The sequence below is a fragment of the Gordonia sp. ABKF26 genome (genome assembly GCF_041103195.1).
In the GTDB taxonomy this organism is placed as follows: Bacteria; Actinomycetota; Actinomycetes; order Mycobacteriales; family Mycobacteriaceae; genus Gordonia; species Gordonia terrae.
Map to the genome: position 1 here is coordinate 196,807 of NZ_JBGCVZ010000003.1, position 24,990 is coordinate 221,796.

General features: G+C 68.4%; 19 protein-coding genes. 2 read left to right on the forward strand and 17 right to left on the reverse strand.

The genetic code is table 11. The annotated features are described in order from the left end of the window. The first annotated feature begins 32 nt into the window (after positions 1-32). Positions 33-278, forward strand: a complete 246-nt coding sequence (locus AB4Z55_RS01405; protein WP_004021444.1) for an RNA-binding S4 domain-containing protein — start codon at positions 33-35, stop codon at positions 276-278. On the opposite strand, the gene AB4Z55_RS01410 is transcribed toward AB4Z55_RS01405, so the two are convergent. The 5 genes from AB4Z55_RS01410 to gltB all read right to left on the reverse strand — a co-directional run bounded on the left by AB4Z55_RS01410 (position 279) and on the right by gltB (position 8,700). Next, entirely contained in the window at positions 279-440 is a 162-nt protein-coding gene (locus AB4Z55_RS01410; protein WP_248644292.1) for a hypothetical protein, read from the reverse strand. Positions 441-749: 309 nt separating this feature from the next. Beyond that, complete coding sequence (locus tag AB4Z55_RS01415; protein WP_004021445.1) at positions 750-1,421, reverse strand: DedA family protein; 672 nt, start codon at positions 1,419-1,421, stop codon at positions 750-752. A gap of 127 nt (positions 1,422-1,548) precedes the next feature. Then, positions 1,549-2,436 carry a cutinase family protein gene (locus AB4Z55_RS01420; protein WP_004021446.1) on the reverse strand — a complete coding sequence of 296 codons (888 nt, stop codon included), beginning with the start codon at positions 2,434-2,436 and terminating at the stop codon, positions 1,549-1,551. 233 nt (positions 2,437-2,669) lie between these two features. Continuing rightward, a complete protein-coding gene (locus AB4Z55_RS01425; protein WP_004021447.1) occupies positions 2,670-4,124 on the reverse strand; it encodes a glutamate synthase subunit beta in 1,455 nt (484 codons plus the stop codon). Beyond that, the gene (gene gltB / locus AB4Z55_RS01430) at positions 4,117-8,700 is read right to left on the reverse strand and encodes a glutamate synthase large subunit (protein ID WP_064569922.1); all 4,584 of its coding nucleotides are present in this window, start codon (positions 8,698-8,700) and stop codon (positions 4,117-4,119) included. The genes AB4Z55_RS01425 and gltB overlap by 8 nt, the downstream gene beginning before the upstream one ends. Before the next feature lie 516 nt (positions 8,701-9,216). Here gltB and AB4Z55_RS01435 point away from each other — a divergent pair. Beyond that, positions 9,217-10,266 (forward strand): alpha/beta hydrolase fold domain-containing protein, encoded by a 1,050-nt coding sequence (locus tag AB4Z55_RS01435; protein WP_369518978.1) that lies wholly within the window; start codon positions 9,217-9,219, stop codon positions 10,264-10,266. 87 nt (positions 10,267-10,353) lie between these two features. Here AB4Z55_RS01435 and AB4Z55_RS01440 read toward each other — a convergent pair whose 3' ends face one another. The 12 genes from AB4Z55_RS01440 to AB4Z55_RS01495 all read right to left on the reverse strand — a co-directional run bounded on the left by AB4Z55_RS01440 (position 10,354) and on the right by AB4Z55_RS01495 (position 24,662). Further along, a complete protein-coding gene (locus AB4Z55_RS01440) occupies positions 10,354-11,763 on the reverse strand; it encodes a carotenoid oxygenase family protein (RefSeq protein WP_369518979.1) in 1,410 nt (469 codons plus the stop codon). A 44-nt stretch (positions 11,764-11,807) separates the two neighbouring features. Further along, on the reverse strand, positions 11,808-12,431 hold the full coding sequence (locus tag AB4Z55_RS01445) for a hypothetical protein (protein ID WP_369518980.1): 624 nt from the start codon (positions 12,429-12,431) through the stop codon (positions 11,808-11,810). 124 nt (positions 12,432-12,555) lie between these two features. Beyond that, entirely contained in the window at positions 12,556-15,294 is a 2,739-nt protein-coding gene (locus AB4Z55_RS01450; RefSeq protein WP_369518981.1) for a LuxR C-terminal-related transcriptional regulator, read from the reverse strand. A gap of 50 nt (positions 15,295-15,344) precedes the next feature. Beyond that, positions 15,345-17,528, reverse strand: a complete 2,184-nt coding sequence (locus AB4Z55_RS01455) for a DUF2254 family protein (RefSeq protein WP_369518982.1) — start codon at positions 17,526-17,528, stop codon at positions 15,345-15,347. 71 nt (positions 17,529-17,599) lie between these two features. Beyond that, a complete protein-coding gene (locus AB4Z55_RS01460; RefSeq protein ID WP_354563472.1) occupies positions 17,600-18,592 on the reverse strand; it encodes a hypothetical protein in 993 nt (330 codons plus the stop codon). 108 nt (positions 18,593-18,700) lie between these two features. Next, positions 18,701-19,225 (reverse strand): flavin reductase family protein, encoded by a 525-nt coding sequence (locus AB4Z55_RS01465; protein ID WP_354563471.1) that lies wholly within the window; start codon positions 19,223-19,225, stop codon positions 18,701-18,703. 9 nt (positions 19,226-19,234) lie between these two features. Further along, the gene (locus AB4Z55_RS01470) at positions 19,235-19,582 is read right to left on the reverse strand and encodes a cupin domain-containing protein (protein ID WP_064569928.1); all 348 of its coding nucleotides are present in this window, start codon (positions 19,580-19,582) and stop codon (positions 19,235-19,237) included. Between the two features lie 11 nt (positions 19,583-19,593). Next, on the reverse strand, positions 19,594-21,048 hold the full coding sequence (locus AB4Z55_RS01475; protein WP_354563469.1) for a 4-hydroxyphenylacetate 3-hydroxylase N-terminal domain-containing protein: 1,455 nt from the start codon (positions 21,046-21,048) through the stop codon (positions 19,594-19,596). A gap of 2 nt (positions 21,049-21,050) precedes the next feature. After that, on the reverse strand, positions 21,051-21,734 hold the full coding sequence (locus AB4Z55_RS01480; RefSeq protein WP_369518983.1) for a DUF2848 family protein: 684 nt from the start codon (positions 21,732-21,734) through the stop codon (positions 21,051-21,053). Further along, entirely contained in the window at positions 21,731-22,543 is an 813-nt protein-coding gene (locus tag AB4Z55_RS01485) for a carbon-nitrogen family hydrolase (protein WP_369518984.1), read from the reverse strand. The genes AB4Z55_RS01480 and AB4Z55_RS01485 overlap by 4 nt, the downstream gene beginning before the upstream one ends. A 21-nt stretch (positions 22,544-22,564) precedes the next feature. Next, positions 22,565-23,209, reverse strand: coding sequence for a GntR family transcriptional regulator (locus AB4Z55_RS01490; RefSeq protein ID WP_101821854.1), 645 nt, complete (start codon positions 23,207-23,209; stop codon positions 22,565-22,567). A gap of 22 nt (positions 23,210-23,231) precedes the next feature. Continuing rightward, positions 23,232-24,662: an MFS transporter gene (locus AB4Z55_RS01495; RefSeq protein ID WP_354563464.1), complete on the reverse strand. Its 1,431-nt coding sequence runs from the start codon at positions 24,660-24,662 to the stop codon at positions 23,232-23,234. Positions 24,663-24,990: the final 328 nt, after the last annotated feature.

Here is a 24,990-nt window from a genome sequence, read left to right on the forward strand (position 1 = left end):
GACCGGGGTGGCCGCGCACGCCCGGTACCGGCATGATCGAAGCCGTGTACGACGTGACGATCCGCGACGAGTCCATCCGCCTCGGCCAGTTCCTCAAGCTCGCGAACCTGATCGAGTCCGGGGCCGAGGCCAAGGAGGTGATCGCCGACGGCCTGGTCACCGTCAACGACGAGGTGGAGACCCGGCGGGGCCGGCAGCTGGCGATCGGCGACGTGGTGTCCGTCGGCGGGATGAGCGTACGAGTCGCCTCGGAGAGCGACGAGCAGCCCGCCCCCTGACTAGGTCCGAACGCCGAACCGTCTGAGTTCGGCGGGGGTGATGAGGCGTTCCGCTTCGGCGGGGAACACCGGCGTGGAGGGGCGGCCCCCGAGTCGCCCACCGGTGAGCGAGTTCAGCAGGGAGCCCCGGCGGGGTGCATGAAAGGTGTCAGCCAACTTCATGACCAATCACTTCCTGATACTTCACATTCGTTACAACGGACTCAAACTTTGTTCTACTGTAGCGGCTGATCCGGATCATGTCGCCGGACTTTCGCGTGGCTTTCGCCACGTCCCCCCGACCACCGACACGTGTGGATCTCGCTCGTCCGGGTCTCGGAGTGGCGAGTGCCGCACACGACGGCTAGATCGATCGTCGCACGCGAAGCGTTACCACGCGGGGAGCGACGCGCCCCTCACCTGCATGAATGACCCAGGCGTCGTCCGTGGCCTCATCGGGGCCGGCACCGGGAGGCGTTCCCGACGCCCTTCTCATCCCGCGGAGCTCACGCGTCGGCGGCGGATCCGCTTCACGACGAACCAGGCGATCATGAGGACCAGAACGACGATCACGATGTTCGACAGCACGCCGCTCCAGCGTTCCAGCGCCGGAGCGATGGCCGGGCCGAACCCGAAACCGATCCCGATCCACAGCGCGTTCCACACCCCCGAACCCAGCGTCGTATAGGCGGTGAAGCGCCAGAACGGCATCTTCTCGATGCCGGCGGGTATCGAGACGAACGATCGCACGAGCGGCACGCACCGCCCGAGCAGAACCGCCAGCCCGCCCCAGCGGACGAAGTACTCCTCCGCCTTGTCGAAGTCGTCGTAGTCCAACAGCGGGAGCCGTCCGACGAGACGTCGGGTGCGATCGCGCCCCAGAGCGGCACCGATCCAGTACCAGAGCCAGGCGCCGACGAGCGAACCGACGGTCGCGGCCGCCCAGGCGAGCCAGACGTTCATGCGGCCCTCGTAGGCGAGGAACCCGGCGCCGGGAAGGACCGCTTCGGACGGGATGGGCGGCAGGAAGGTCTCGAGCAGGATCGCCACCCCGACGCCCAGCTCCCCGAGCGTGTCCATCAGGTCGAGGATCCAGCCGATGAAACCGCTGTGACCCTGGGACGGGTCGGTCTGGGCGAGTACGGCGGCGAGCTGCGTTGACAAGGATTGAGTCCGTCTGTCCGAGGGCGGGCGGGTGGCTGGTCTCCGGCATCGGTGACCGCCTCGGCCGCCACTCTAGTCGGACGTCCGATTCATCCGGTTTCGGCACAGGTCAGCCGACCGGCATCCCTCACGCGAGACCGGCGAGGAAGCGATTGGCCCACTGCACCGCCGTCACCCCGGGACGGACCTCGAAGTCGCGATAGGTGCCGTGGGATCCGGACTGCAGGAAGCGGTTGAACGACCTGATCTGTTCGCGGGCCCGCTCGTCGCCGAGTTCCTGCACGATCTCCCCGGGACCACCGAGGGTGAGCAGTTCGGCGAGGATCGCCCCCGCCTCCGCCTGGTACTGGCCGATCTGGCTCGGCGTCGGGTCACTGGTCTCCGCGAGGTAGCCGACGATCCGAGTCACGTAGTAGTCGCGGGGCACGTTGCAGTAGACGTCGGTGGGTTCGCAGATCGTGAACGCCCTCGGCAGTACCCAACCCATGCTGTCGAGGCGCGGTCCGCCGCTGCCTTCGCCGCGTAGCGGCGGGCCGACCAGGTTGTCGCGCTTGGACCGGCGCGGGTCGGCGATCAGCACGACGCCGGCCACCTGACCCGGCTTGATGGCGGCGCGTCCGGTGCCGATCTCGGAGGCGAGGTCGCCGGCGGCGTCGGCGCCCTGGCTGTAACCCACCAACGCGATCCGGGTGCCGGGGCATCGGCGCAGCATCTGCAGGGCCAGTCCGGTGGTGTTCGCCACGGCCTGTGCCTTCGACTTCCCGTAGATCGCCTTCTCCCAGGGGAACGCCGTGGCGTCGTATCCGACGTACTGCACACGGGTCTCCGGTCCGAGCCCCGCGGTGACCTCGGCGAGAAGGCCCGGATTGGCACCGTTGGACCAGGTGCCGGGCACGGCGAGCACATAGATCTCCGGGCACCCGCGCGGCGCGGCGTCGGCTTTCGGAAGGGCGAGGCCACCTCCGGCCAAGACGGCGCACAGCAGCGCGCACACGGTCGCGACGATCCGACGCATGGTCCGTTCCCTTCGTACTGGCCGGTGAGGGCCGGCCGACAGCGATGAGGCGAGTGTAGGACCGGCGACCCGCCGATGCGTTGCGGCCCGCGGAACACCCGAGGAACGCTGACCCCGCCCCGGTCGCAGGGCCGGGAGACACCTACCCGACACGCCTGTCCCCTACACGCAGAACTCCCGCCCACCCTCAGCGGGTGAGCGGGAGTTCGGTGGGGTTCTGTGCGACCGCGCGATCAGCGCTGCGCGACCTGCGTGGGCACGATCGGTGCCGGCAGGTCCGATGCCCCGGTGAGGAACTTGTCGGCGGCCGCGGCGGCCGACCGGCCCTCGGCGATTGCCCACACGATGAGCGACTGCCCGCGGCCGGCGTCGCCGGCAACGAAGACACCCGGCTGCCCGACAGCAGCGAAGCTGTTGTCGCGCTTCACGTTTCCGCGGGGATCGTATTCGACGCCCATCTTGTCGAGGAGATCCTCGCGCTCGGGACCGACGAAGCCCATGGCGAGCAGCACCAGATCGGCCTCGAGTTCGAAGTCCGAACCCTCGACCTTCTCGAAGCGACCGTCGCGCATCTGTACCTCGTGCGCCTTGAGCCCGGTGACCTTGCCGTCCTCGCCGGTGAACTGCTCGGTGTTGACCGAGAAGACGCGCTCGCCGCCCTCTTCGTGAGCCGACGACACGCGGTACATCAGCGGGTAGGTCGGCCACGGGGTCGACTCGGCACGCTCGATCGGCGGCTTCGGCATGATCTCGAACTGGTGGACGATCTCGGCGCCCTGGCGCAGCGAGGTGCCGAGGCAGTCGGCACCGGTGTCGCCACCACCGATGATGATGACCTTCTTGCCCTTCGCCGAGATCTGGCCCTCGACGTCGTCGCCGAGCTGCACCCGGTTGGCCTGCGGCAGGAACTCCATCGCCTGATGGATGCCGTCGAGCTCACGCCCGGGGATCGGCAGGTCACGGCCGATGGTCGAACCGTTGGCGAGGATCACCGCGTCGAAGTCGGCGCGGAGCTGCTCGACCGTGACGTCGACACCCACGTTGACGCCGGTGCGGAAGACGGTGCCCTCGGCCTCCATCTGCGCCAGACGGCGGTCGATGTGGCGCTTCTCCATCTTGAACTCGGGGATGCCGTAGCGGAGCAGACCACCGATGCGATCAGCCCGCTCGAACAGGGTCACGTCGTGCCCGGCACGCGTGAGCTGCTGCGCCGCAGCCAGTCCCGCGGGACCGGAGCCCACGACGGCGACCGACTTGCCGGTCTTCTCCGACGGCAGGACCGGGGTGACCCAGCCGTTGTCGAAGGCGTTGTCGATGATCTCGACCTCGACCTGCTTGATGGTGACCGGCGGCTGGTTGATCCCCAACACGCACGACGCCTCGCACGGAGCCGGGCACAGACGGCCGGTGAACTCCGGGAAGTTGTTCGTCGCGTGCAGACGCTCGATACCGTCGCGCCACTGGTCCTTGTAGACCAGGTCGTTCCACTCGGGGATCAGGTTCCCCAGCGGGCAGCCGTTGTGGCAGAACGGGATACCGCAGTCCATGCAGCGGCTCGCCTGCGTCTTCAGGTGGCCCTTGTCGAAGTCGGTGTAGACCTCTTTCCAGTCCAGCAGACGCAGTTCCACCGGACGGCGGTCGGGCAGCTCCCGCTCGGGGTGCTTGAGGAATCCTCTGGGGTCAGCCACGTGCGGCCTCCATGATCGCTTCGTTCACGTCTCGCCCGGACTTCTCCGCGTCGGAGATGGCCAGCAACACACGCTTGAAATCGCGCGGCATGACCTTGGCGAACTTGGTCTGGGCGGTGTCCCAGTCGCCGAGAAGTGCGGCGGCAACCGGGGAATCGGTCTCGGCACGGTGTTCGTCGATGATCGCGGCGAGGAACTCGATGTCCTCGTCGACGAGCGGCTCGAGGTCGACGAGCTCGGTGTTGAGGTTGTCGGCCAGCTTGCCCTCGGGGTCGTAGACGAAGGCCATACCGCCGGACATGCCCGCCGCGAAGTTGCGGCCGGTCTCACCGAGGACGACGACGCGCCCGCCGGTCATGTACTCGCAACCGTGGTCGCCCACGCCCTCGACGACCGCCGTGACACCCGAGTTGCGGACGCAGAAGCGTTCGCCCACGATGCCGCGCAGGAAGATCTTGCCCGCGGTGGCACCGAACCCGATCACGTTGCCGGCGATGATGTTGTGCTCGGCGACGAAGTCGGCCGGCGCATTGCGTGCCGGACGGACCACCAGACGACCGCCCGACAATCCCTTGCCGACGAAGTCGTTGGCGTCACCCTCGAGGCGCAGCGTGACACCCTTCGGCACGAAGGCGCCGAAGCTGTTGCCCGCCGAACCGGTGAAGTCGACGATGATCGTCCCGTCGGGGAGACCCTGTGCGCCATAGGCCTTGGTGACCTCGTGGCCCAGCATCGTGCCGACGGTGCGGTTCACGTTGGTGATCTTCGAGGTGAAGGACACCCGGGTCCCGTGGTCGATCGCCTCACGACTCTGTGCGATCAGCTGCTGATCGAGCGCCTTGTCCAGTGCATGGTCCTGCACGCCCGAGCAGTACAGATCCTGGTTCATGAAGGGCGATTCCGGCATCGTCAGGATCGACGACAGGTCTAGCTTGCCGGCCTTCTCGGACTTCCAGTGCGCCAGCGCCTTGGTGGTGTCCAGGGCCTCGACGTGTCCGACGGCTTCCTGCAGGGTGCGGAAGCCGAGGCGCGCCAAGAGTTCCCGGACCTCTTCGGCGATGAACAGGAAGAAGTTCTCGACGAACTCCGGCTTGCCCGCGAAACGCTCACGCAGGAGCGGGTTCTGGGTCGCCACGCCCACGGGGCAGGTGTCCAGGTGGCAGACGCGCATCATGATGCAGCCGGAGACCACCAGCGGTGCGGTCGCGAAGCCGAACTCCTCGCCACCGAGCAGGGCGGCGACGACGACGTCCCGGCCGGTCTTGAGCTGGCCGTCGACCTGCACCACGATGCGGTCGCGCAATCCGTTGAGCAGCAGGGTCTGCTGGGTCTCGGCGAGGCCGATCTCCCAGGGCGCCCCGGCGTGCTTCATCGAGGTCAGCGGGGTGGCACCGGTGCCACCGTCGTGACCGGAGATGAGGACCACGTCCGCGTGTGCCTTCGACACGCCCGCCGCGACGGTGCCCACGCCGACCTCGCTGACGAGCTTCACGTGGATGCGCGCCTTGGGGTTGGCGTTCTTCAGGTCGTGGATCAGCTGAGCGAGATCCTCGATCGAGTAGATGTCGTGGTGCGGCGGCGGCGAGATCAGCCCGACGCCGGGCGTCGAACCGCGGACCTCGGCGACCCACGGGTACACCTTGTGCGGCGGGAGCTGGCCGCCCTCACCGGGCTTGGCGCCCTGCGCCATCTTGATCTGGATGTCGGTGCAGTTCGACAGATAGTGCGAGGTGACGCCGAAGCGTCCCGACGCGACCTGCTTGATCGCGCTGCGCCGCCAGTCGCCGTTCTCGTCGTGGTGGAAGCGACGCGGATCCTCGCCGCCCTCACCCGAATTGGACCGGCCGCCGAGACGGTTCATGGCGATGGCCAGGGTCTCGTGGGCCTCGGCGGAGATCGAGCCGAAGCTCATCGCGCCGGTCGAGAAGCGCTTGACGATCTCGCTCGCCGGCTCGACCTTCTCGATCGGGATCGGGTCGCGATCACCGAAGTTGAAGTCGAACAGGCCACGCAGCGAGGCCATCTGGCGGGACTGGTCGTCGACCAGCTTGGTGTACTCCTTGAACACCTTGTACTGGCCGGTGCGCGTGGAGTGCTGGAGCTTGAACACCGTGTCCGGGTTGAACAGGTGGTATTCGCCCTCACGACGCCACTGGTACTCGCCGCCAACCTCGAGCTCGCGGTGCGCCCGCTCGGAGGGACGGTCGGAGAACGCCAGCGCGTGCCGCACCGCGACGTCGGCGGCGATCTCGTCGAGGCCGATGCCGTCGAGCTGGCTGTTGAGGCCGGTGAAGAACTCGTCGACCGTCTCCTGCGACAGGCCGATCACCTGGAAGAGCTGCGCGCCGGTGTAGGAGGCGAGGGTCGAGATGCCCATCTTGCTCATCACCTTGAGCACACCCTTGCCGGCGGCCTTGATGTAGTTCTTCTGCGCCGTGGCCAGGTCGAGGTTGCCGAGCACACCGCGCTCGATCATGTCCTCGATCGACTCGAAGGCCATGTACGGGTTCACCGCTGCGGCACCGAAGCCGACGAGCGCGGCGACATGGTGGACCTCGCGGCAGTCGCCGGACTCGACGATCAGGCCGGCCTGGGTCCGCTTGCGCTCGCGCACGAGATGGTGGTGCACCGCGGCGGTGAGGAGCAGCGACGGGATCGGTGCGTAGGTCTCGTCGGACTCGCGGTCGGACAGGATCACCAGGTTCGCGCCGTCGTCGATCGCGGCACTGACCTTGGCACGCACCTCGTCGAGCGCCGTGCGCAGTCCGGCACCGCCCTCGGCCACCGGGTAGAGGCCGTGGATGTGGACGCTGCGGAAACCGGGCAGCGCGTCGTTGGTGTTGATCTCCACCAGCTTGGCGAGAGTGTCGTTGTCGAGAACCGGCGACGTCAGCTCGATCTGCCGGCACGACTCGGGGCCGGGATTCAGCAGGTCGGCCTCGGTGCCGATGGTGCCGCCGACGCTGGTGACGATCTCCTCGCGGATCGCGTCGAGCGGCGGGTTGGTCACCTGGGCGAACAGCTGCTGGAAGTAGTCGAACAGCATGCGCGGGCGCTTGGAGAGCACCGCGATCGGGGTGTCGGTGCCCATCGAGCCGAGTGCCTCGGCACCGGTCTTGGCCATCGGCGCGACCAGGAGGTCGAGTTCTTCACGGGTGTAACCGAAGACCTGCTGCCGCAGCGCGACTCGGTCATGCGGCATGTGCTGGTGCGGCGGTGCCTCGATGTCGTCGACCGGGACCAGTCCCTGCTCGAGCCACTCCCCGTAAGGATGCTCGGCGGCGAGCTCGTCCTTGATCTCCTCGTCGTCGACGATCCGGCCGGCCGCGGTGTCCACGAGGAACATGCGGCCCGGCTGCAGACGCATCTTCTGCACGACGTCGGAGTGGTCGATGTCGAGCACGCCGACCTCGGAGGCCATCACCACGAGGCCGTCCTTGGTGACCCAGATACGGCTGGGGCGCAGACCGTTTCGGTCGAGCACGGCGCCCACGACGGTGCCGTCGGTGAAGCAGACCGACGCCGGTCCGTCCCAGGGCTCCATCAGCGCGGAGTGGTAGCGGTAGAAGTCCCGGTGCTCGGGCTTCATCGACTCGTGCCGCTCCCACGCCTCCGGGATCATCATGAGCACGGCGTGCGGGAGGGTCCGTCCACCGAGGTGGAGCAGCTCGAGCACCTCGTCGAACCGGGCGGTGTCCGACGCACCGGGGGTGCAGATCGGGAAGATCTTCGACGCCGCGTCGGCCCCGAAGGCCTCGGTGTCGATGAGCGCCTCGCGGGCCCGCATCCAGTTCTCGTTGCCGGTGACGGTGTTGATCTCGCCGTTGTGGGCGACGCGGCGGAACGGATGCGCCAGCGGCCACGACGGGAAGGTGTTGGTGGAGAAGCGCGAATGCACCAGACCGAGCGAGCTCTCGACGCGCGAGTCCTGCAGGTCGACGTAGAACTCCCGCAGCTGCGGGGTCGTCAGCATGCCCTTGTAGACGAAGGTGCGTCCGGACAGGCTGGGGAAGTACACGGTCTCGCGGCCCGGGCCGTCGGCGCCTGCACCCTTGTTGCCGAGTTCGTACTGCACGCGCTTGCGCACGACGTAGGCGCGACGCTCGAGCTCCATGCCCTCTGCGCCGCCGACGAACACCTGGCGGAAGGTCGGCATGGCATCGCGGGCGAGCGCTCCGAGCGAGCTCTCGTTGGTGGGCACCTCGCGCCATCCGAGAAGGGTCAGGCCCTCGGCCTCGATGACCTTCTCCACGCCCTCACAGGCGAGGCGCGCGTCCTCCGAGCCCTGGGGCAGGAAGGCGATACCGGTCGCGTAGCTGCCCTCGGCGGGCAGCTCGAAGTCCACGGTCTCCCGCAGGAAGCGGTCCGGGACCTGGATCATGATCCCGGCACCGTCACCGGTGTTCGGCTCGGCGCCCGCGGCGCCGCGGTGCTCGAGATTCACCAGCGCCATGATCGCCTTGTCGACGATGTTGCGACTGCGCCGCCCATGCATGTCCACGACGAACGCCACGCCGCACGAGTCGTGCTCGTTGCGTGGGTCGTAGAGACCCACCGGTCCCGGAGCCTGCTTCATAGTTCGCCTCACTTTGCGCACGAGGGGTGCACGCACTACCCGTCGTCAATGTCTGGGGCCACACCCGGCCGTGTCGGACCGCGGACCACAATGTCCCCGGCGTCGTCGTCATCCACCCGCATCGGGGCTGACCTGGGCAGAGCCGACGATCACAGCGGCGGTGAGTCCCGGTCAGCGCCGTTGCTGACGGTCCCTTCGGGCCGCATCGTCGGGGCCCGAACCACCCTGCTCATCGCAGCTACCGCGCGCAGCACGCCAGAGCGCCCCCGGGCAGCCGTATGAGCATTGTGAGCCATTTTTCCACGCGAAGGGCCGAGTCAAGAAATCCGGCTACCACAATGGCACCGCAGGTGCACGTCAGACGGGAATCGGGCGTTTCGAGGACTCCTCCGCATGACTCTCCGCGAAGCCGTCGATGTCGGTTGCGACGCCGTCGTCGGTCGCGGTCGGATTGCGGCCCGATCTCACCCTGGACGATCACCCACCCGGATGGCGTCGGGCATCTACCGTCAGGTGATGAGTGTCACTGTGCCCGCGGGCGAACCCGTCGCAGACCCGGTCCTCGTCGAGCATCCGTTCGGCCGCCTCGGCGTCGATCCACATGGTTCGCGGCGCTCCCGCGCGGTCAACGCCTACCTGGCCCGCGTCACCTGGCCGATGATGGCGGCGGCCGGGGTCAGTCATCCACGGGTGACGGCGCAGATGATCCAGCGGACCCGCCCGGCCCTCAATCGGACGATCGAGCGCCTCAACCCGCCTCCGGCCAACACCCGGGTGGAGATCGTGCGCGAGAGCTTCCGCGGCGGCCAGGTCCGCGGCGAATGGGTGACCGGCCGGCACGCGAGCGCCCCGTCTCCCGGCTCTCGGATCATCTACTACCTGCACGGAAGCGGGTATGTCGTGTGTTCGCCGCGGACGCACCGGGGCCTCGTCGGACGGCTCGGCAACCGGACCGGCCTGCCGGCGTTCAGCCTGAACTACCGACTCGCCCCGGAACACGCCTGGCCGTGTGCGGGCAACGACACCATCCGCGGCTATCGCTGGCTGCTGTCTCAGGGGTATCGCGCCGAGGACATCGTGATCGCGGGCGACTCCGCCGGTGGCCACCTCGCGCTCGACCTGCTCGCCGTCAACCACGCGACGGGCACCCCGCAGCCGGGTTCGATGGTGCTGTTCTCACCGCTCTACGACCCCACTTTCGAACTGGCCGTGCGCAATCAACGGACCGGAGTCCGCGATCCGATCATCGACGCGGTGCCCGCCCGGAAGATCCTGCGGCTCTACACCCGGACCGCGGCGCCCGATCATCCCCGGATGCGGGTTCGGCTCACCCCGGACATGGCCCTGCCCAACACGCTCATCCAGTACGGCGCACGCGAGGTGATGGGCGCCGACGCCCGCGCCACGCACGACGAGATCACCGGCGCCGGCGGGGTTTCGGTGATCCAGGCATGGCCGGATCAGGGCCACGTCTTCCAACTGATCCCCCGCTTGTCGGCCGAAGCGCGTTCGGCCATCGACATCGCGGCCCGGTTCATCGACGTGACGGCCCCGGACCGTCAGTAGCCCCGCACCCGCACACCCACCCCTTTTCCGCAAACCCACCACGCGCGGCGGACGGGGTGAGTTCACGGAAACAGGGTGGGTTTGTCGTCAGGCCGGGTCCGCGAGCCAGGCTCCATGGAGTCCGGCCGGGACGCGGATCGGGAGTTCGACGGTGGCGACCGGCCCGGCCGTCGGCTCGTCGGCGGCGAGAAGGTAGAAATACGAACGCATGTCGCCGGGATCGGTGCCGATCGCGCCCCAGTGGTCGCCGTCGGCGCCCGGGATGTAGATCGGCTCGCCGATGGCGGTCCCGGGACTCCAGTAGGTCTCGGTTCCGGCGGCGAGGTCGTGGAACCAGAGGCTGTCGGTGGCGCCACTGTCCCTCGGCCCCTTGGCCACCGTCGCGACACGATGGTGATCCCGGGTGAGCAGTCGGTCGTCGACCCGCGGGAACTCCATGTTGAAGGCGTTGTCGCTGATCGTGTTCCGCGTGATCGAGCCGTCCGGGCGGATGACCGCCCGGGTGAGTGCCGACGTCGCCGGCCGCGGTTCGTCGGCGAACCCTCCCGGGTAGCTCCATTCGACGTAGTCGACGATGACGCCGTCGTCCGGTCCCGGGCCGTCGAAGGCGTTGGCGAAGTGCCACACCCAGAACGGGTCGGTGTGCACCCAGCGCACCGGACCGCCGTCGCGCGGGATGAGCGCGATGCGCGTGCCGTCGTCGGGTTGCCAGGACAGCAGCGACCCGCCGGTCATCACGCCTTCGAGGTCGAATATCAACGGGCACACGAAGAGAACGAGGTATCGGGACGTCAAGGCCATGTCGTGGATCATCACCGGCTTGTCGAGTCCGTCGACCGGCGTGGGCCCGGTGGTCGTCGTCCCGTCCGCGGACACCACCGACCACGTCAGGTATGGCGCCTCGAGGCCGTAGTTGAACAGGACCATCTCTCCGGTCGACGGGTCGATCTTCGGGTGGGCGGTACTACCCACCCGCATCGCCCCGGAGCAGTCTGTCTTGGCCAGGGTGGCCAGCGACGACGGCTCGAGCAGGTAGGGCTGGTCGGATTCGGCCATCGCCATCAGTCGTCCGCCGTGCCGGACGATGTTGATGTCGGGCAGTTCGCGGTATGTGCCGGCCAGTTCGTCACCCACCACGCTTGCCGGCGGCGTGTATCCGTCGGTGAGTCCCGACCAGAGAGCATGTCCGGCAGCCTCTTCCGCGATCACCATCGGGGTCCGGACGAACCGGTTGGTGTACCCGACGCGACCGTCGGAGATGCTGATCCGATGCACCATGCCGTCGCCGTCGAGGGGATAGACGAACGAGCCGATCGGATCGAAGCGAGGGTTGGGCCCGTTGCGTAGGTAGCTGCCGTGTAGGCCCGCCGGGATCTCGCCGGAGACGGGCAGATCGGCGACATCGACCTCGTCGCGCTGCGGCGCGAAGACACCGGTGAGGTGGGCGTGGTGGGCCATGTCGACGGGAGCGGGGGTGGGGGGCGTTGCGATGGTCATCGGGATTCCTCTGGGCTGGTCGAAAAGCGTTGCGTCGCGGCGGTTCAGCCGGCGGCCGGTGCGGTGGAGTCGGCGGGCGCGCTGGGCGCGGCGTCGGCGATGGCCCGGGTCCGCTTGACCGCGAACACGATCAGCGCGATCGGGACGACCCAGTTGAGCAGGATGTTGCCGGGGTGGCTGCCCGATACCGACGCCGACGACGCCAGGAACCCGGCGACGATGTGCGAGCAACCCATGAGTGCGATCGCACCGGCCCACAGGAGGCTGATCTGGCGGTTCTTGGCACGGAACACGGGCGAGTGCCACAGCGCGGGGTCAACGGACTCCCGGGCATATTGCTCGGTGAACGGGACCGTGAACGCCGACACCGCCATGACCGCGGCAAGGACGAACGCCGAACCACCGCGTCCGAAGAACACGAGCGCCTCGTCGACCCCGTGGTCGCCGAAGACGCCGATGAGCGCGATGACACCGAACAGGACGACCCCGGCGACGTCGATGATCTTCCATCCGCCGCCGGTGCGGACCGCCTCGTAGATGGTGACGGCCAGGGCCAGTACGCACGCGGCGAGCGCGGCGAGCGTGACGTGGTCGGCGCCCAGGCGTTCGGCCGACCAGGCGAATACGAACCACGGGGCGAGTCCCAGGATCATCGACTTGGCGTTCACGGTGTGTTCTCCTTCGGTACGGCCGAGGTGGGTCCTCGTTGGGGTACACCTACTGTCCGCCGCGCCGATGACGCGTACATCTGCGTCATGACGGAGAAATCGCCGCCAACTGTGCGGAGTTCGATCAGTTCTGCTGCCGACCCACGACGAACGCGGCGAGTTCGACGCGGGTGCGCAGGCCGAGCTTGGCCAGGGCGTGCGAGACGTGGGTCTGCACCGTGCGGGTCGAGATGAACAGACGGTCGGCAATCTCGCCTCCGCTCATACCGGTCGCGACCAGCTCGGCGACGGTCGTCTCGGTCTTGGTGAGACTCTCCCAGCCGTGCGTCGGCCGATCCCGCGCGGCGGGGTCGAGCCGAATCCCCAACGGCCGCAACCGGGATGCCACGCGCGTCGAGCTGGTGGCGGCGCCCATCGCGCGCGTCAGGCGCATCGCACGTCGGGCGAGGTCGCGGCCGCGGTCCCGATCTCCCGCCATCGCCGCCGCACAGGCGGCCTCCTCCCACACGCACGCTTCGGACTGCCGGTCTCCGACGGTCTGCAGGATGTCGGCATGCTCGTCGGCGGCGGCCACGATCGTCAGCGGGTTCTCGTCGTGGAGCGCCACGGCGCACATCGCGCGGGCCACCGCGACGGGGCCGGACATCGGCCACGCGGGTGGGATCGGGATGTCGTCGAGACCGTCGAGAACACTGCCGAGCAGCGCGGTGTCGCCGGCGCGGACGCCGATCCGCGCGGTTCCCAGCGCGACGGTGGGCAGCCAGGAACAGAGGTTCAAGCGGCGGCCGTCATCCCAGGCGGCACCGGCCGTCGTCGCGGCCGCGCGCAGCTTCCGGTTCGCCTCGTGCAGCAGGGCCCGGGCGTGGGCGGGCACCGGGAATCCGAACTGATTGGGCAGGCCCGTCCCGTCCCACGCGTCGAGCCGGGTCGACGCGGTCGCGAGGTCGCCACGGAGCACATCGACCATGGCCCGCCCGCCGACCGCCATCGACTTCCAGCCCATGTCCGCGGAGTCCGCGCGGTCCAGGCCGGCGTCGAAGGACGCGGCCGAGTCGTCGAGGTCGCCGAGCCCCAGCGCGATCCCACCGCGGGTGAACTCGTGATAGGCGGTCATCCAGTCGGTTCCCCGGCTCGAACGCAACCGGGCGGCGCCCGCGAGCAGGTCCGCCGCGGCGGCCGGGCCGTGCGCGTACTGCTCGATCAGTGAGGGCCAGATGTCGGCGGACGACGTGGACAACGTGCCGGCGGCGGATTCCTCGGCGTCGCGTCGCGAGGCGAGCAACGCCGTGCGCAGCGCGTCGTCCACCTCGCCACGCAGGAACAGCCGGAGCGCCTCGGCGATCAGGCCGGACACCGAGCGGGTCGACGCATCCAGGTCGACGTCGAAGAACGGGGTGTCCGGGGCGGGGGCACGCCCGTCGAGAAGGCCGACGTAGTGCCGCAGATCGGTGAGCGTGCCGACGACATCGTCACCCACGGGGAGCTTCAGGGTCTCATCGATCAGACTCCGGACCCGGTCGGTCTCGCCCTGGGCTATCAACGCGAACAACAGGATTCGGTGGAGGTCGGCGATCTCGGTGATCTCGGTCGCCGACGCCATGCCATCCTCGGCGACCCGAGACGCGCGGTCCAGCTGACCGGTGCGGGCGAGGGCGAGGGCGAGTGCGGTGTTGACCCCGGCCGGCGGGCGCACGGTACGCGTGGCCAGGGTCTCCAGGAGCTCGGCCGCGACGGCCGGTGTGCTGGCGAGTTCGCTCTCCGCCCGGCGCACCGCGGCGAACATCGCGGATTCGTCACTCCCCGAGGCGATCCGGTGATGTGCCACGGACTGCGGGTTGTGCCGGGTGCTGGGATGACTGGCGATCGCATCGTGCAGCACCGAGCGCAACATCGGATCGAGGTGCCCGTAGGTGACGTCGGCATACAGGTCGTGGGTGAACCGCAAGGCTCCCGCATCGTCGACGGCGATGATCCCCGCGTCGATCGCCGACTGCGCCGCCCCGACGAGCGAGGCGGGCGGAACGGCGTCGACCGCGGCCAGTTGGGCGAGTGTCGCCGGGCCACCCCACACCGCCAGTTTCTGGGTCAGTTCGCGCGCGCGGCCGTCGAGCAGTGCGACATGCTCGGCGATCGCGTCCTCGAGCCCGCTCGGCATACCAGCCCGGGTGCGGGCATCGACCGACGCACGGCCGGCGGCGATCCGCAGGCCACCCGACTGCTGGAGGGCGCGCAGAACCGAGATCACGTGCATCGGATTGCCTCCCGATGCGTCGAGGAGTTCGAGCAGTTCGTCATCCGGCGCGGCACCGACGATCTCGGCCGAGATCCGGCGGACCTCGTCGACGCCCAGCGGTGGCAACGACCATTCGCCGACCTCCGCGCGTGCCACGAGCCGGTTCAGCAGGTCCCGTTCCGGGAGCGGCCGGCGACCGACGAGAAGGACCAGCGGAAGGACCCGGGTGGCGGTCACGAGACGAGACAACAGTTCCAGGGTCGCGGCGTCGGCATGGTGCGCGTCGTCGACGACGAGCACCAGCGGATCCCCGGCGCACAGCGCGTCCACGCGCGCATACAGGTCGTCCTCGAAGCCGTCGGGCACCGGGTTCGGCAGATCGACGTCGAGCAACTGCCCCGCGAGCCCGAACGGCTGGCGCCACGACAGTTCGTCCGCCCGAACCGTCCGGACGGATCCGTCGGCGGCCGACGCCAATTCCCGCAAGGTGTGGGTCTTGCCGGCCCCCGGTCCGGCGGTGATCACGCAGACTCCGCGACGGGCTGTTCCCGGTTCCCGCTGGGCGGTCGCGACGACGTCGCGCATCTCGTCGACCACCTCGCGACGGTCAGCGGAATGAGACGCGAGCACGGACCCAGGGTATCGGCTGTGTCCGATTCGCGTGATCTATCGGCTCACCGTCACCGCCCGAATTCGGAACCGTAGCCCTGGCGGTCCGCGGCTGCGGCCAGTCGCCGATCGAGGTCGTCGGACCAGTCGCGCGCGACCTGCGCGTCGAGCACGGCCAGTCGCTCCGACACCGGAGCGCGCTGCGCCGGCCCGCAATCGCCGAGGAGGGATTCGAACAGCGCACGGAGGCGACGTTGCACCTGCACCTGCCCGGTGCTGTGCCGGCGGATCTCGTCTGTCCCGATCGCGACATAGTCCGCCCAGCTGCGGCGGATACCGCGGACGGAGGTGTCCGGCGCCGTCCGGTCGCCGCACAGCCGAGGTGCCAGCAGCAGCAGAAGATCCTCGGTGTGATCGAGCGCCTGCACCACGACGCTCGGATCGTTGCTTCCCGCCGACATCGCCTTGAGTGCGATGTCCGAGATCGCCTGCAGCGCCGCAGCGGGACTCACCGATGGTTGGTGGGTGTCGCCGAACAGCAGGCAGGCGAGCACCCGCCGCTTCTCCACCCGAGCCGGGTCGCCGATGACCTCGACCACCGGGAGATCGTGCGGCACATGGTCGCCGACGGCGATCAGCAGGTTGATCCGTACGTCCCACGACGCCGCGTGCCGTCGAAGTCGATCGCCGTTGACGGCCAGCAACACCCGCCCTCGCGCGCTCACCTCCCCCAGCCTGATCTGCGTGTGCACCGCCTCCGCCGCGGCACCGGGATCGGGGCTGCCATCCCCCGGGACGGCGGCGGTCCCGGCGACGACCTGTTCGTCGAATCCGGTTGCCGCCGTGAGCTCGTGGTGGGCCGCCGGCGGCGGTAGCTGCCGGACGATCGCCGACCGGCCGTCGTCGGCGATCCACTGCAGCAGTCGGGCGGTGTTCAGGATGGTCCCGACCTTCCCGACCAGCGCGATGAAGAGATAGGCGCTGACCGTGGTGAGCATGAACGCGATCGCCGTCGACAGACCGGGAGTCGGCTCGTCCGGGCCGCCCACCGACAGGTCGATCGCGATGATCACGCTGTAGACGAAGGTCGCGAGGAAGAAGCCCGTGGACCACCGCATGACGGGTTCCTGCTGCAGCATGGGGATCACCCGCACCGAGATCGACGACGCCCCGAACTGCATCGCGAGGGTGACGGCGGTGAACACGAGACCGGTCAGTGTCGCCATCGAACCGGCGATCACGCTCAGCAGCGTCGCCAGCGTGCCCGGGTCCACTTCCAGTTCAAGGAGCTCGTCGAATCCGACGGTGGTCCACGCGGCGACGATCGCGAGGGTCACCAGCACGACCGGCAATCGCCAGATCGGGACCGTGCGCAGCGCCCGGCGCGTGCGCCGCCACCGGATCGCGGTCGCCAGCGCACTCGGAACTCTTTCGGTCACCACACCGACCGCCGTCGGTGCCGGTGTCGTGGCTGGAATCGGCGCGGGGTTCTCGGGCACCCCGAATCGACCTGCCACCGCTTCCTGCACGACGATCTTCCACCGCATCAGCGGTTCTCGGTAGCGTTGCTCCCGCCCGATCGCGCGGGCCAGTTTGCGGGGACGGTTCTTATACCGCCACCGGGCCCACGGCGATCGCGGCCGAGCCAGTCGGGCTGCCCCGAACCACAGCAGGACCGGGACGAACATGCCGACCAGCCCGGTCCACACCTTGCCCTTGATCAGCGTGACGATCGCCAGGAGCACGTTCAGCACGACGACACCCGCAGCGATCAGACGTGCCACGAGCCCGTTCTCGTTTCGGATGTCCCCGACGACCTCGAACGCCCCGAACGGCTGCAACCCCAGCAGGAAGAGCAGACCGATCGCGATCGCGACGAACACCGCGTCGATCGACGTTCGGCCCTCTTCCGCCCAATAGACGTCGCGGAGGTGGAGGATGAGCGCGAACTCGTCGAGGACGAGCGCCGAGCCGATCCCGAACAGGGCCGCCAGCACACAGTCGATCACCGGTGTCCGCAGTGGATCGACCGCGACGAAACCGAAGCCCGCCACCAACATCGCCATCATCCCGAAGAAGGCGTGGTGGACATGGACCCCGCCCGGCGTCACGTTCCCGGGCCACCAACTGACCTCCGCGCGGATCATCCGCACGCTGAACCGGATGAACAGGAAAGTCAGGACGAAGGCGAGGAGCAGGAAGAACAGCGGCAGACGACCGGTCTCGACGATCCGCTCATCGAACCACCCGGTCATCCCCCGACCCTAGCGGGAGCGCCGGCCGTTCTCGCGGGCAATCGCCACTCCGGTGATCACACCGGGTGACGTCATTGCGGGTCCGGCTGATCCGACCGTCGGGTCCTGTCGCGTCGGACCGACGCCAGCCGGGATGCCGCCTGCGCATGCAGGGCGGTGATGTCCGCGGCCGGCGCGGGTGCGGTGGCGGCAGCCAGCGAGGCATCGGGAAGCTCTCTTCGCAGCTCGTCGATCAACGTCGCAGCCTGCCCGGGCGGGCCGTCGTCGTCGTGCACCACGCAGATCGCGAACTCGGAATCGCCCAGACGGGCCATCGCGGTCTCGGCGGGCAGCAGACCGACGCAGGTCCGGGCGTTCTGCACCAGCTGCCGGCCCGCCGCCTCACCATCGCCGATGCCGGCGGCCGGCGCAGGAGCATCGATGTCCAGTGAGATCACCGTGACCGCCGCGGCCGACCGCCGCCCGGCGAAGAGCCCGGCGGTGGCGAGTTCCCAACCCGCGCGGTTGAAGACGCCGGTCAGCGGGTCCGTGCAGACCGCGGTGAGCAGTGTCCGCGTCAGCAACCCGAACGACTCGGCCGCCGCGGGGATCGCCACCGCGACGACGATGTAGGTGCTGAGGTATTTGGGCGCGGGCGCCACCGCGAGCGCGACGACACACCCGACGGTCAGCAGACCGACGAGCACCCACGCCTGGCGACGCGGAAAGGTGGCGCGCAGGTACATCGCCAGGAACATCGCCGCGACCATGCAGAGGAACTCGGCAGCGATCAGCTCGTGGAACGCCATCACTGTCGGGGTGGCCGCACACGCCGCGATCACGGCCGGAAGCGGACGCTGGGGCCGCACCGACAGCCACCCCAGCGCCGCGATTCCCAGCGCGACGGCGATCAGTCCCCCGGTCGGGTCGGACAGTGTCGCCGAGTCGTCGACCGGGAACAGCGTGAGGGCCACGCCCATCGCGTACAACAGCGTCGTCGCGGCCAGGTAGGTCCGCAGCACGTGCAGCGGCGATCGCGGGAGCGGGCCGCCCAGCGCTCCCAGGTGTAGGTCCGGTCGATTCATCCCCCACTCCGATCCTCGATCTCGGTTCCCCGAATCGAGGTTGCCAAATGACGCTGTCTCGCGCGACCGGCCGTGGTATCCGGAGTGGCGTCGGAGCGTTGTTCCGGCTCAGAACAGCCAGGGCACCTCGTCGTGACCGAAGTCGCGGAAGTCGCCGAACCGGCCGGAGTAGAACACCAGGCCGGTGCCGTCGCGCCACCGCAGCTCGGACACGTCGCCGTAGAAGACGCGGTGGTCGCCGATGTTGTGCGCGCTGTGCACCGTGCATTCCAGGTGCGCGAGTGCATCGGCGACCACCGGCAGTCCGCACGCGGTGCGGTCATACGGCAGTCCCTCGAAGCGGGCGCCGCCACGGGTCGCGAAGCGCCGGGCGACCGCCTCCTGCCGGGACGACAGGATCGACACTGCGAACCGCCTGCCGGCCTCCACCGCGTCCGTGGTCCGGGATCCGTGGGTCAGTGACACCAGGATGATCGCGGGGTCGAGACTGATCGACGTCAGCGAGCTGATGGTCATGCCGCACGGTTCGCCGTCGGAGTCCTCGGCGCTGACGACCGCGACACCGGTGGTGAACCTCCCCATGCTGCGTCGCATGTCGGAGGGAGTGGGACGAGAGAAGGCCGGCAGGGTCATGATCGTCTCCTATGCGCTGCGGTAGCGGACCTCGAAGGTGAGCACACCCTCGTCGGTACGCCACGGGCCGTGCGGCATTCCCGGTGGGCGGCAGGCGTACTCACCGGCCGAGAACGTCTGGTCCAGGGTCAGGTCGACGAACGAACCCTCGAGGATGTAGACCTCCTCCCAGAAGTCGTGCTTTTGCACGCCCATCGGGCTGGAGTCGGCGCCCGCCTCGTAGCGGAGGATGCGGGTGGCGACGTTGCCGTCCGGGTCGCGCGACAGGATGCGTTCGGTGATCTTGGGATCGCCGCCGGGACACACGGTGTATTCCACATCGGTGACCGGGAAGAACTCGTATTCGGGTTTGGCCATGATGGCTCCTCTCAGGCGTTTTCGAGCTTGTAGGACTGCAGGAAGCCTGCAACGTCCTCGAGCGCGTCGTCGTAGGCGTAGTTGCGGTAGGTGTAGGCACCTTTCACGACGAAAGGCGCTCCGGCGTAGAACATCTCGTACTGCTGGTGTCGGCCGGCGAACTCGGAACCGACGATGTCCCAGGCCAGCTTGAACAGCTTTATCCGCTCTTCGGACGGCACTCCCGGCGACTGCACATACTGCTGGATGTCTTTGGCGGTCAGCGAGCTCGTGAGGTCGTGCACGCTCGAGGGCAGCTGCAGCACCCCACCGCCGACCAGGTCGCGAAGGATGGCGAGCACGCGCGGATAGGTCTCCGACTGCAGACCCATCGACCCGTAGAGTGCCTGCCGACCCGGCAGCCACTGCCCGGAGGCGTCCGGTTCCGCCGTGTATTCCGCCGCCAGCACCGCGGATTCGACGCCGGACACGACGGCGGCGAGTTCGCCGAGCTTCTCCTGGACGCTGGGGATCTTGTCCACGCCGTTCACCTGGGTCACCCGGCGCGCCACGCCGGCGATGAACTTCAGCTTGGTGGCGAAGCGGATCTGCGCCTGCCAGTTGCCGAGAACGTGTGCTCCGGTCTCGAAGAACTGGCGGCGCACGCCGACGATGTCGCGGTCGACGAACACCCGATCCCAGGGCACCAGCACGTCGTCGAACACCACCAGGGCGTCGGGCTCGTCGTACCGTGAGGTCAGCGGGTAGTCGAAGCTGCTGGTCGCGGCGGGCGCATAGGGACGGCGGCAGTACAGCTTCAGTCCCTCGGTCGCCACCGGGACCACGAACGAGACGGCGAAGTCACTGTCGTCCGGGCCGAGCGGTTTGATGCACGAGACGAACACCTCGTCGGCGATCGCGGCGCCGGTGGCGAGCATCTGCGACCCGCGCACGATGATCCCATCGTCGGTCTCGCGCACGACACCGGCCTGGAGGAACTCGCCCTCCCAGCCCGACGCCGTGGTCGCCCGCGAGACCTGCGGCGGAATGATCGCATAGGAGACATACAGATTCTCCTCCAGCAACCGACGATGGAATGCCGTCACGTTCACCGCCAGGTCGCGGCCCTCGCCGGTGAACACCTCGGGATGGGCGGCGAAGGATGCGAGGAAGGTTCCGACGTGGTCGGGGCTACGTCCGACCCACCCATGGGTGTGCCGGGCCCACGTCTGGATGGCTTCGCGACGGAGTCTGAGTTCCTCACGACTGCGGGGGATCCCGAAGGTGCGGTTGGCAGGGGCACCGGTCTCCGGCGCGGTGTACTGCATCCCGCGCTCGGGGTCGGCGGCCAGATCGAACATCTCGGCGATGGTCGCCGCGACCGGCGCGAACGCCGGGTGGGTGGTGACGTCGTCGACCTTCTGCCCGTCGACGAGCACCACGCGTCCATCGTTCAGGGAGGCCAGGTAGTCGGTTCCGGTACGCATCATCATCGTCCTTCCGGATCTGAGGTGTAGGAGTGGGTGAGGACGGTCCCGTCCGGCAGGGTGAGTTCGAGATCCCAGCGGGTGCCGTAGACGAAGGTGCCGTCGAGGAGGGGCAGCGTGCCCGCGAAGCAGAGCAGGTCCGCGCCGTCGTCACCCTCGCGGTCGGCGAGGATGCCGAGCAGGTTCTCCGGCGTCCGCAATCCCGACAACGCGCCGTCTTGATAAAGGCGGCCATCGACCCAACTCCGGGCACGGCATGCGTCCCAGTCGAAGTCGGCCCATGACTCGATCTCGACGACCTGCGGACCGACCGGCTTCGGGCAGGCACGCTTCGAGTCACCGATGTCCACGGTCTCGAGCTGGCGGTCGGTGTGGTCGGAGCCGACACCGAGGTACCAGCGTCCTTCCCTGCGCAGCAGTACCGGCTCCACCTCACCGGAGGTCTCGCTGCCGCTCACCTCGGTGACCGGATCGGTGGTGACGCTGCCCGGTTCGACGGGATACAACATGGGGACCTCGGGCGGCGGGGCCACCCCGATCGCCGCGAGCTCGTCGATGTGGTGTCGCACTGCGGCCTCGTCGCGCCCGGTGTACCCGGCGACGAGTGTGCGGAGGGTGTCGAACTCGACCTGCTCGGCGGTGCCGGCGATCGTGAAGCTGAGCACCCGGGTGTCGGTACCGGTCATGAGTGGACCTTTCTACGGGACAGGACGGAATAGTCGGGGAGGCGGTCGCCGAGTACCGGGAACTCGGACCGCACGGTGGAGACCAGGGTGGGGTCGATCTCGGCGAGGGTGACACCTTCGGCCGAACCGGCCTCGGCGACAATCGATCCCCACGGGTCGACGATGCGGCTGTGACCCGCCAGTTCGACCCCCGCGTGGGTACCGGCGGCGTTGCACGCGATGACGAACACCTGGTTGTCGACGGCGCGTGCGGAGGTCAGCAACCGCCAGTGCTCCCGACGCGCCATCGGCCAGGCTGCCGGTACGATCACCAATTGCGCTCCGGCGAGGCCGATCTCGGACCAGAGCCCGGGAAATCGGAGGTCGTAACAGGTGGTCGCGGCGACCGGGCCGAAGGCTGTGTCCACGGCGTGGACCTGCTCGCCCGGTTCCAGCAGCCGAGCCTCCTGCGACTGATATCCGAACACGTGCACCTTGCTGTAGTGGTGCACGACGGTACCGTCCGGCCCGAGCAGTACGGCGGTGTTGCGCAGGCGGTTCGAACCACGATCCTCGACGATGCTGCCCGCGTGGACGAGACAGCTCCGTCGACGCGCGATGGCAGCCATGGTCGACACCGTGGGCCCGTACAGGTCCTCGGCCGAGGCCGGATAGTCGTCGAAGTGGTTGTAACCGACCCGCCACAGCTCCGGCAGGACGATGAGGTCGATGTCGTCGGGCAGGCCGTCGACGAGCGTGCGCACGCGGTCGAGACGATGTGCGGCGGTCTCGTCGTCGGGACTGGCCACCTGGACCAGTGCGATCTTCATGAAGGTCTCCTCGGTACAGATCTAGAGATGGGAGTGGCGCAGGGAGTCGTGCGTGGTCCGAAGGTGCTCGCGCACACTGCGAACCGCCGCGTCGACGTCTCCTGCCCGGATTGCGTCCGCGATCGCCCGGTGCTCGACCAGCACCTGCTTCTTGCGGTGCTCGTCGTTCATGACGATGCGGACACCCATGCGCATCTGGCGATCGCGCAGTGAGTTGTAGAAGTCACCCATGAGGCTGTTGCCGGCCGCTCGGATGATCGTCGTGTGGAATTCGAGGTCGTGCGCGATGAAGTCGACGGGGTCCTGGTCGTCTTCCTGCTGTTGCAAGAGGAGCGCCAGTTTGTCCGGGACGAGTCCCGGCCGCGGTGCCACCTCGTGCACCGACCACTCCTCGACGACACGTCGCGCCTGCATGACCTCGTCGACATCGCGATCCGACAGCGCCGGGATGTAGGCCCCCTTGTGTGGAACGCGGCGGATGAAACCCTCCGCCTCGAGCCGCATCAGGGCCTCGCGGACCGGGGTGCGCGAGATTCCCGACGACGCCGCGACCTGAGCCTCGGACAGAAACATCTCCTCGTCGCGCGGGAGCGTGATGATGGTCTGCTTCAGCCATTCGTAGGCGAGTTCGGGCGCGGTTGTCGTGCCGGAGCGCGATGTCGACATGATGTGGTCTCCTCTCAGAGCGTCACCGAGCAACGGCGGTGGACGGCTGCTGCTTTGTGCCGGTCGTGGTCGTTTCGCCTGCGGCGGTGCGATCTTCGTCGGGTTCGTGATCGAGCCCCGCGTCGTCCCTCGTGGTGCCGACCGTCGCCAGGTCGACCGACTGTGTCTCGCGGGCGATGATGGCGGCGATCAGTGAGATGACGCCCATGACTGCGAGGTACGCGCCGATGGCGTAACCGGTGTCGAACCAGTTGTAGAGCGCGATCGCGATGATCGGGGCCAGCGAACCGGCGAGCACCGAGGCCAGGTTGTAGGCCAGGGAGACACCCGAATAGCGGACCTCGGTCGGGAACAGCTCGGAGAAGAACGCCCCGATCACCGCACTGTAGGCCGCGAAGATCAGCAGACCGACGGAGACGGCGACGATGATCGCCACGGTGTTCTTGGTGTCGAGCAGCCCGAAGAAGACGAAGGCCCACACAATCGTCGCCAGGGAGGCCGAGATGTAGATGGGGCGCCTGCCGATCCGGTCGGCCAGGATGGCGAACAACGGAATCGTCACCAGGGCCACCACCATTCCGATCATCACGGCGTTGAGCCCGGTCGATCGGTCGAGGTCGAGGATCTGGGTCAGATAGGTGATGACGAACAGCGAGAAGATGTAGAAGCCGGCGTTCTCACCGAAACGGGTGAACGCTGCCAGCAGGATCTGACGCCAGTACCCACGCACCGCGGCCCCCAGGGGCATCCGGCGGGTCTCCGACTTCGCCTTCTGCTGTGACTTCTCGAAGAGCGGGGTCTCGGCGACGTAGAGGCGCAGCACGAGCCCGACGATCACCATCACGGCCGAGAGCGCGAAGGCGATCCGCCAGCCCCAGGACAGGAACGCTTCCTCCGACATCACCCCGGACAGGATCGCGAGCGCACCGGCGGCCATGAGATTTCCCAGTGGCGGACCGAGATTGGGCCAGGACGACCAGAACGCCCGGCGTGTCGAGTCACCGTGCTCGCTGACCAGGAGCACTGCACCACCCCATTCTCCGCCGAGCGCGAACCCTTGGACCAGGCGCAGGAAGACCAGCAGCAGCGGCGCGCCGACACCGATGGCGGCGTAGGACGGCAGGAACGCGATCAGGAAGGTCGAGACACCCATGAGCATGAGGCTCGCGATGAGGGTGGCGCGCCGGCCTTTGACGTCGCCATAGTGGCCGAGCACCGCCGCGCCCAGCGGTCGGGCGATGAAGCCCACAGCGTAGGTGGCGAAGGCCAGCATGGTGCCGACGAGCGGGTCGTCGGCGGGGAAGAAGACCTCGTTGAACACCAGCGCGGCGGCGGTGCCGTAGAGGAAGAAGTCGTACCACTCCACGGCGGTTCCGGCGAGGCTGGAACCGGCGATCACCGGAAGGCTGGTGTGGGATCTACGACTGCTAGATTTCGTGGTGGCAGTTGCCATATGTCGACTCCTCAGTCGAATCGTCGTTGCGTGACGACTGCGCGACCGGCGCCTACCTGCCAGTAGGCGAACGTCCGGACGTGCAGGTGGAGCTGTCCGGCTCGGTGGTTGTTGCTGCAACCACCGAGCCACCCCGAGACCATTGATCACCGTGTGAAGCGGACCACATCAAGGCCGTACACCAGTTGTATACGACCCGTACACGATCGGGCAAGGGGCGTAAACGAATTGTCACGGAAGGCAACCTGGCGGTAACGCGGCCGCGGCGAATGTCCAGGCCGCGCGTCGTTTCGGGGGCGTATGCGGGCCGATACGGTCGGTTCGAGAC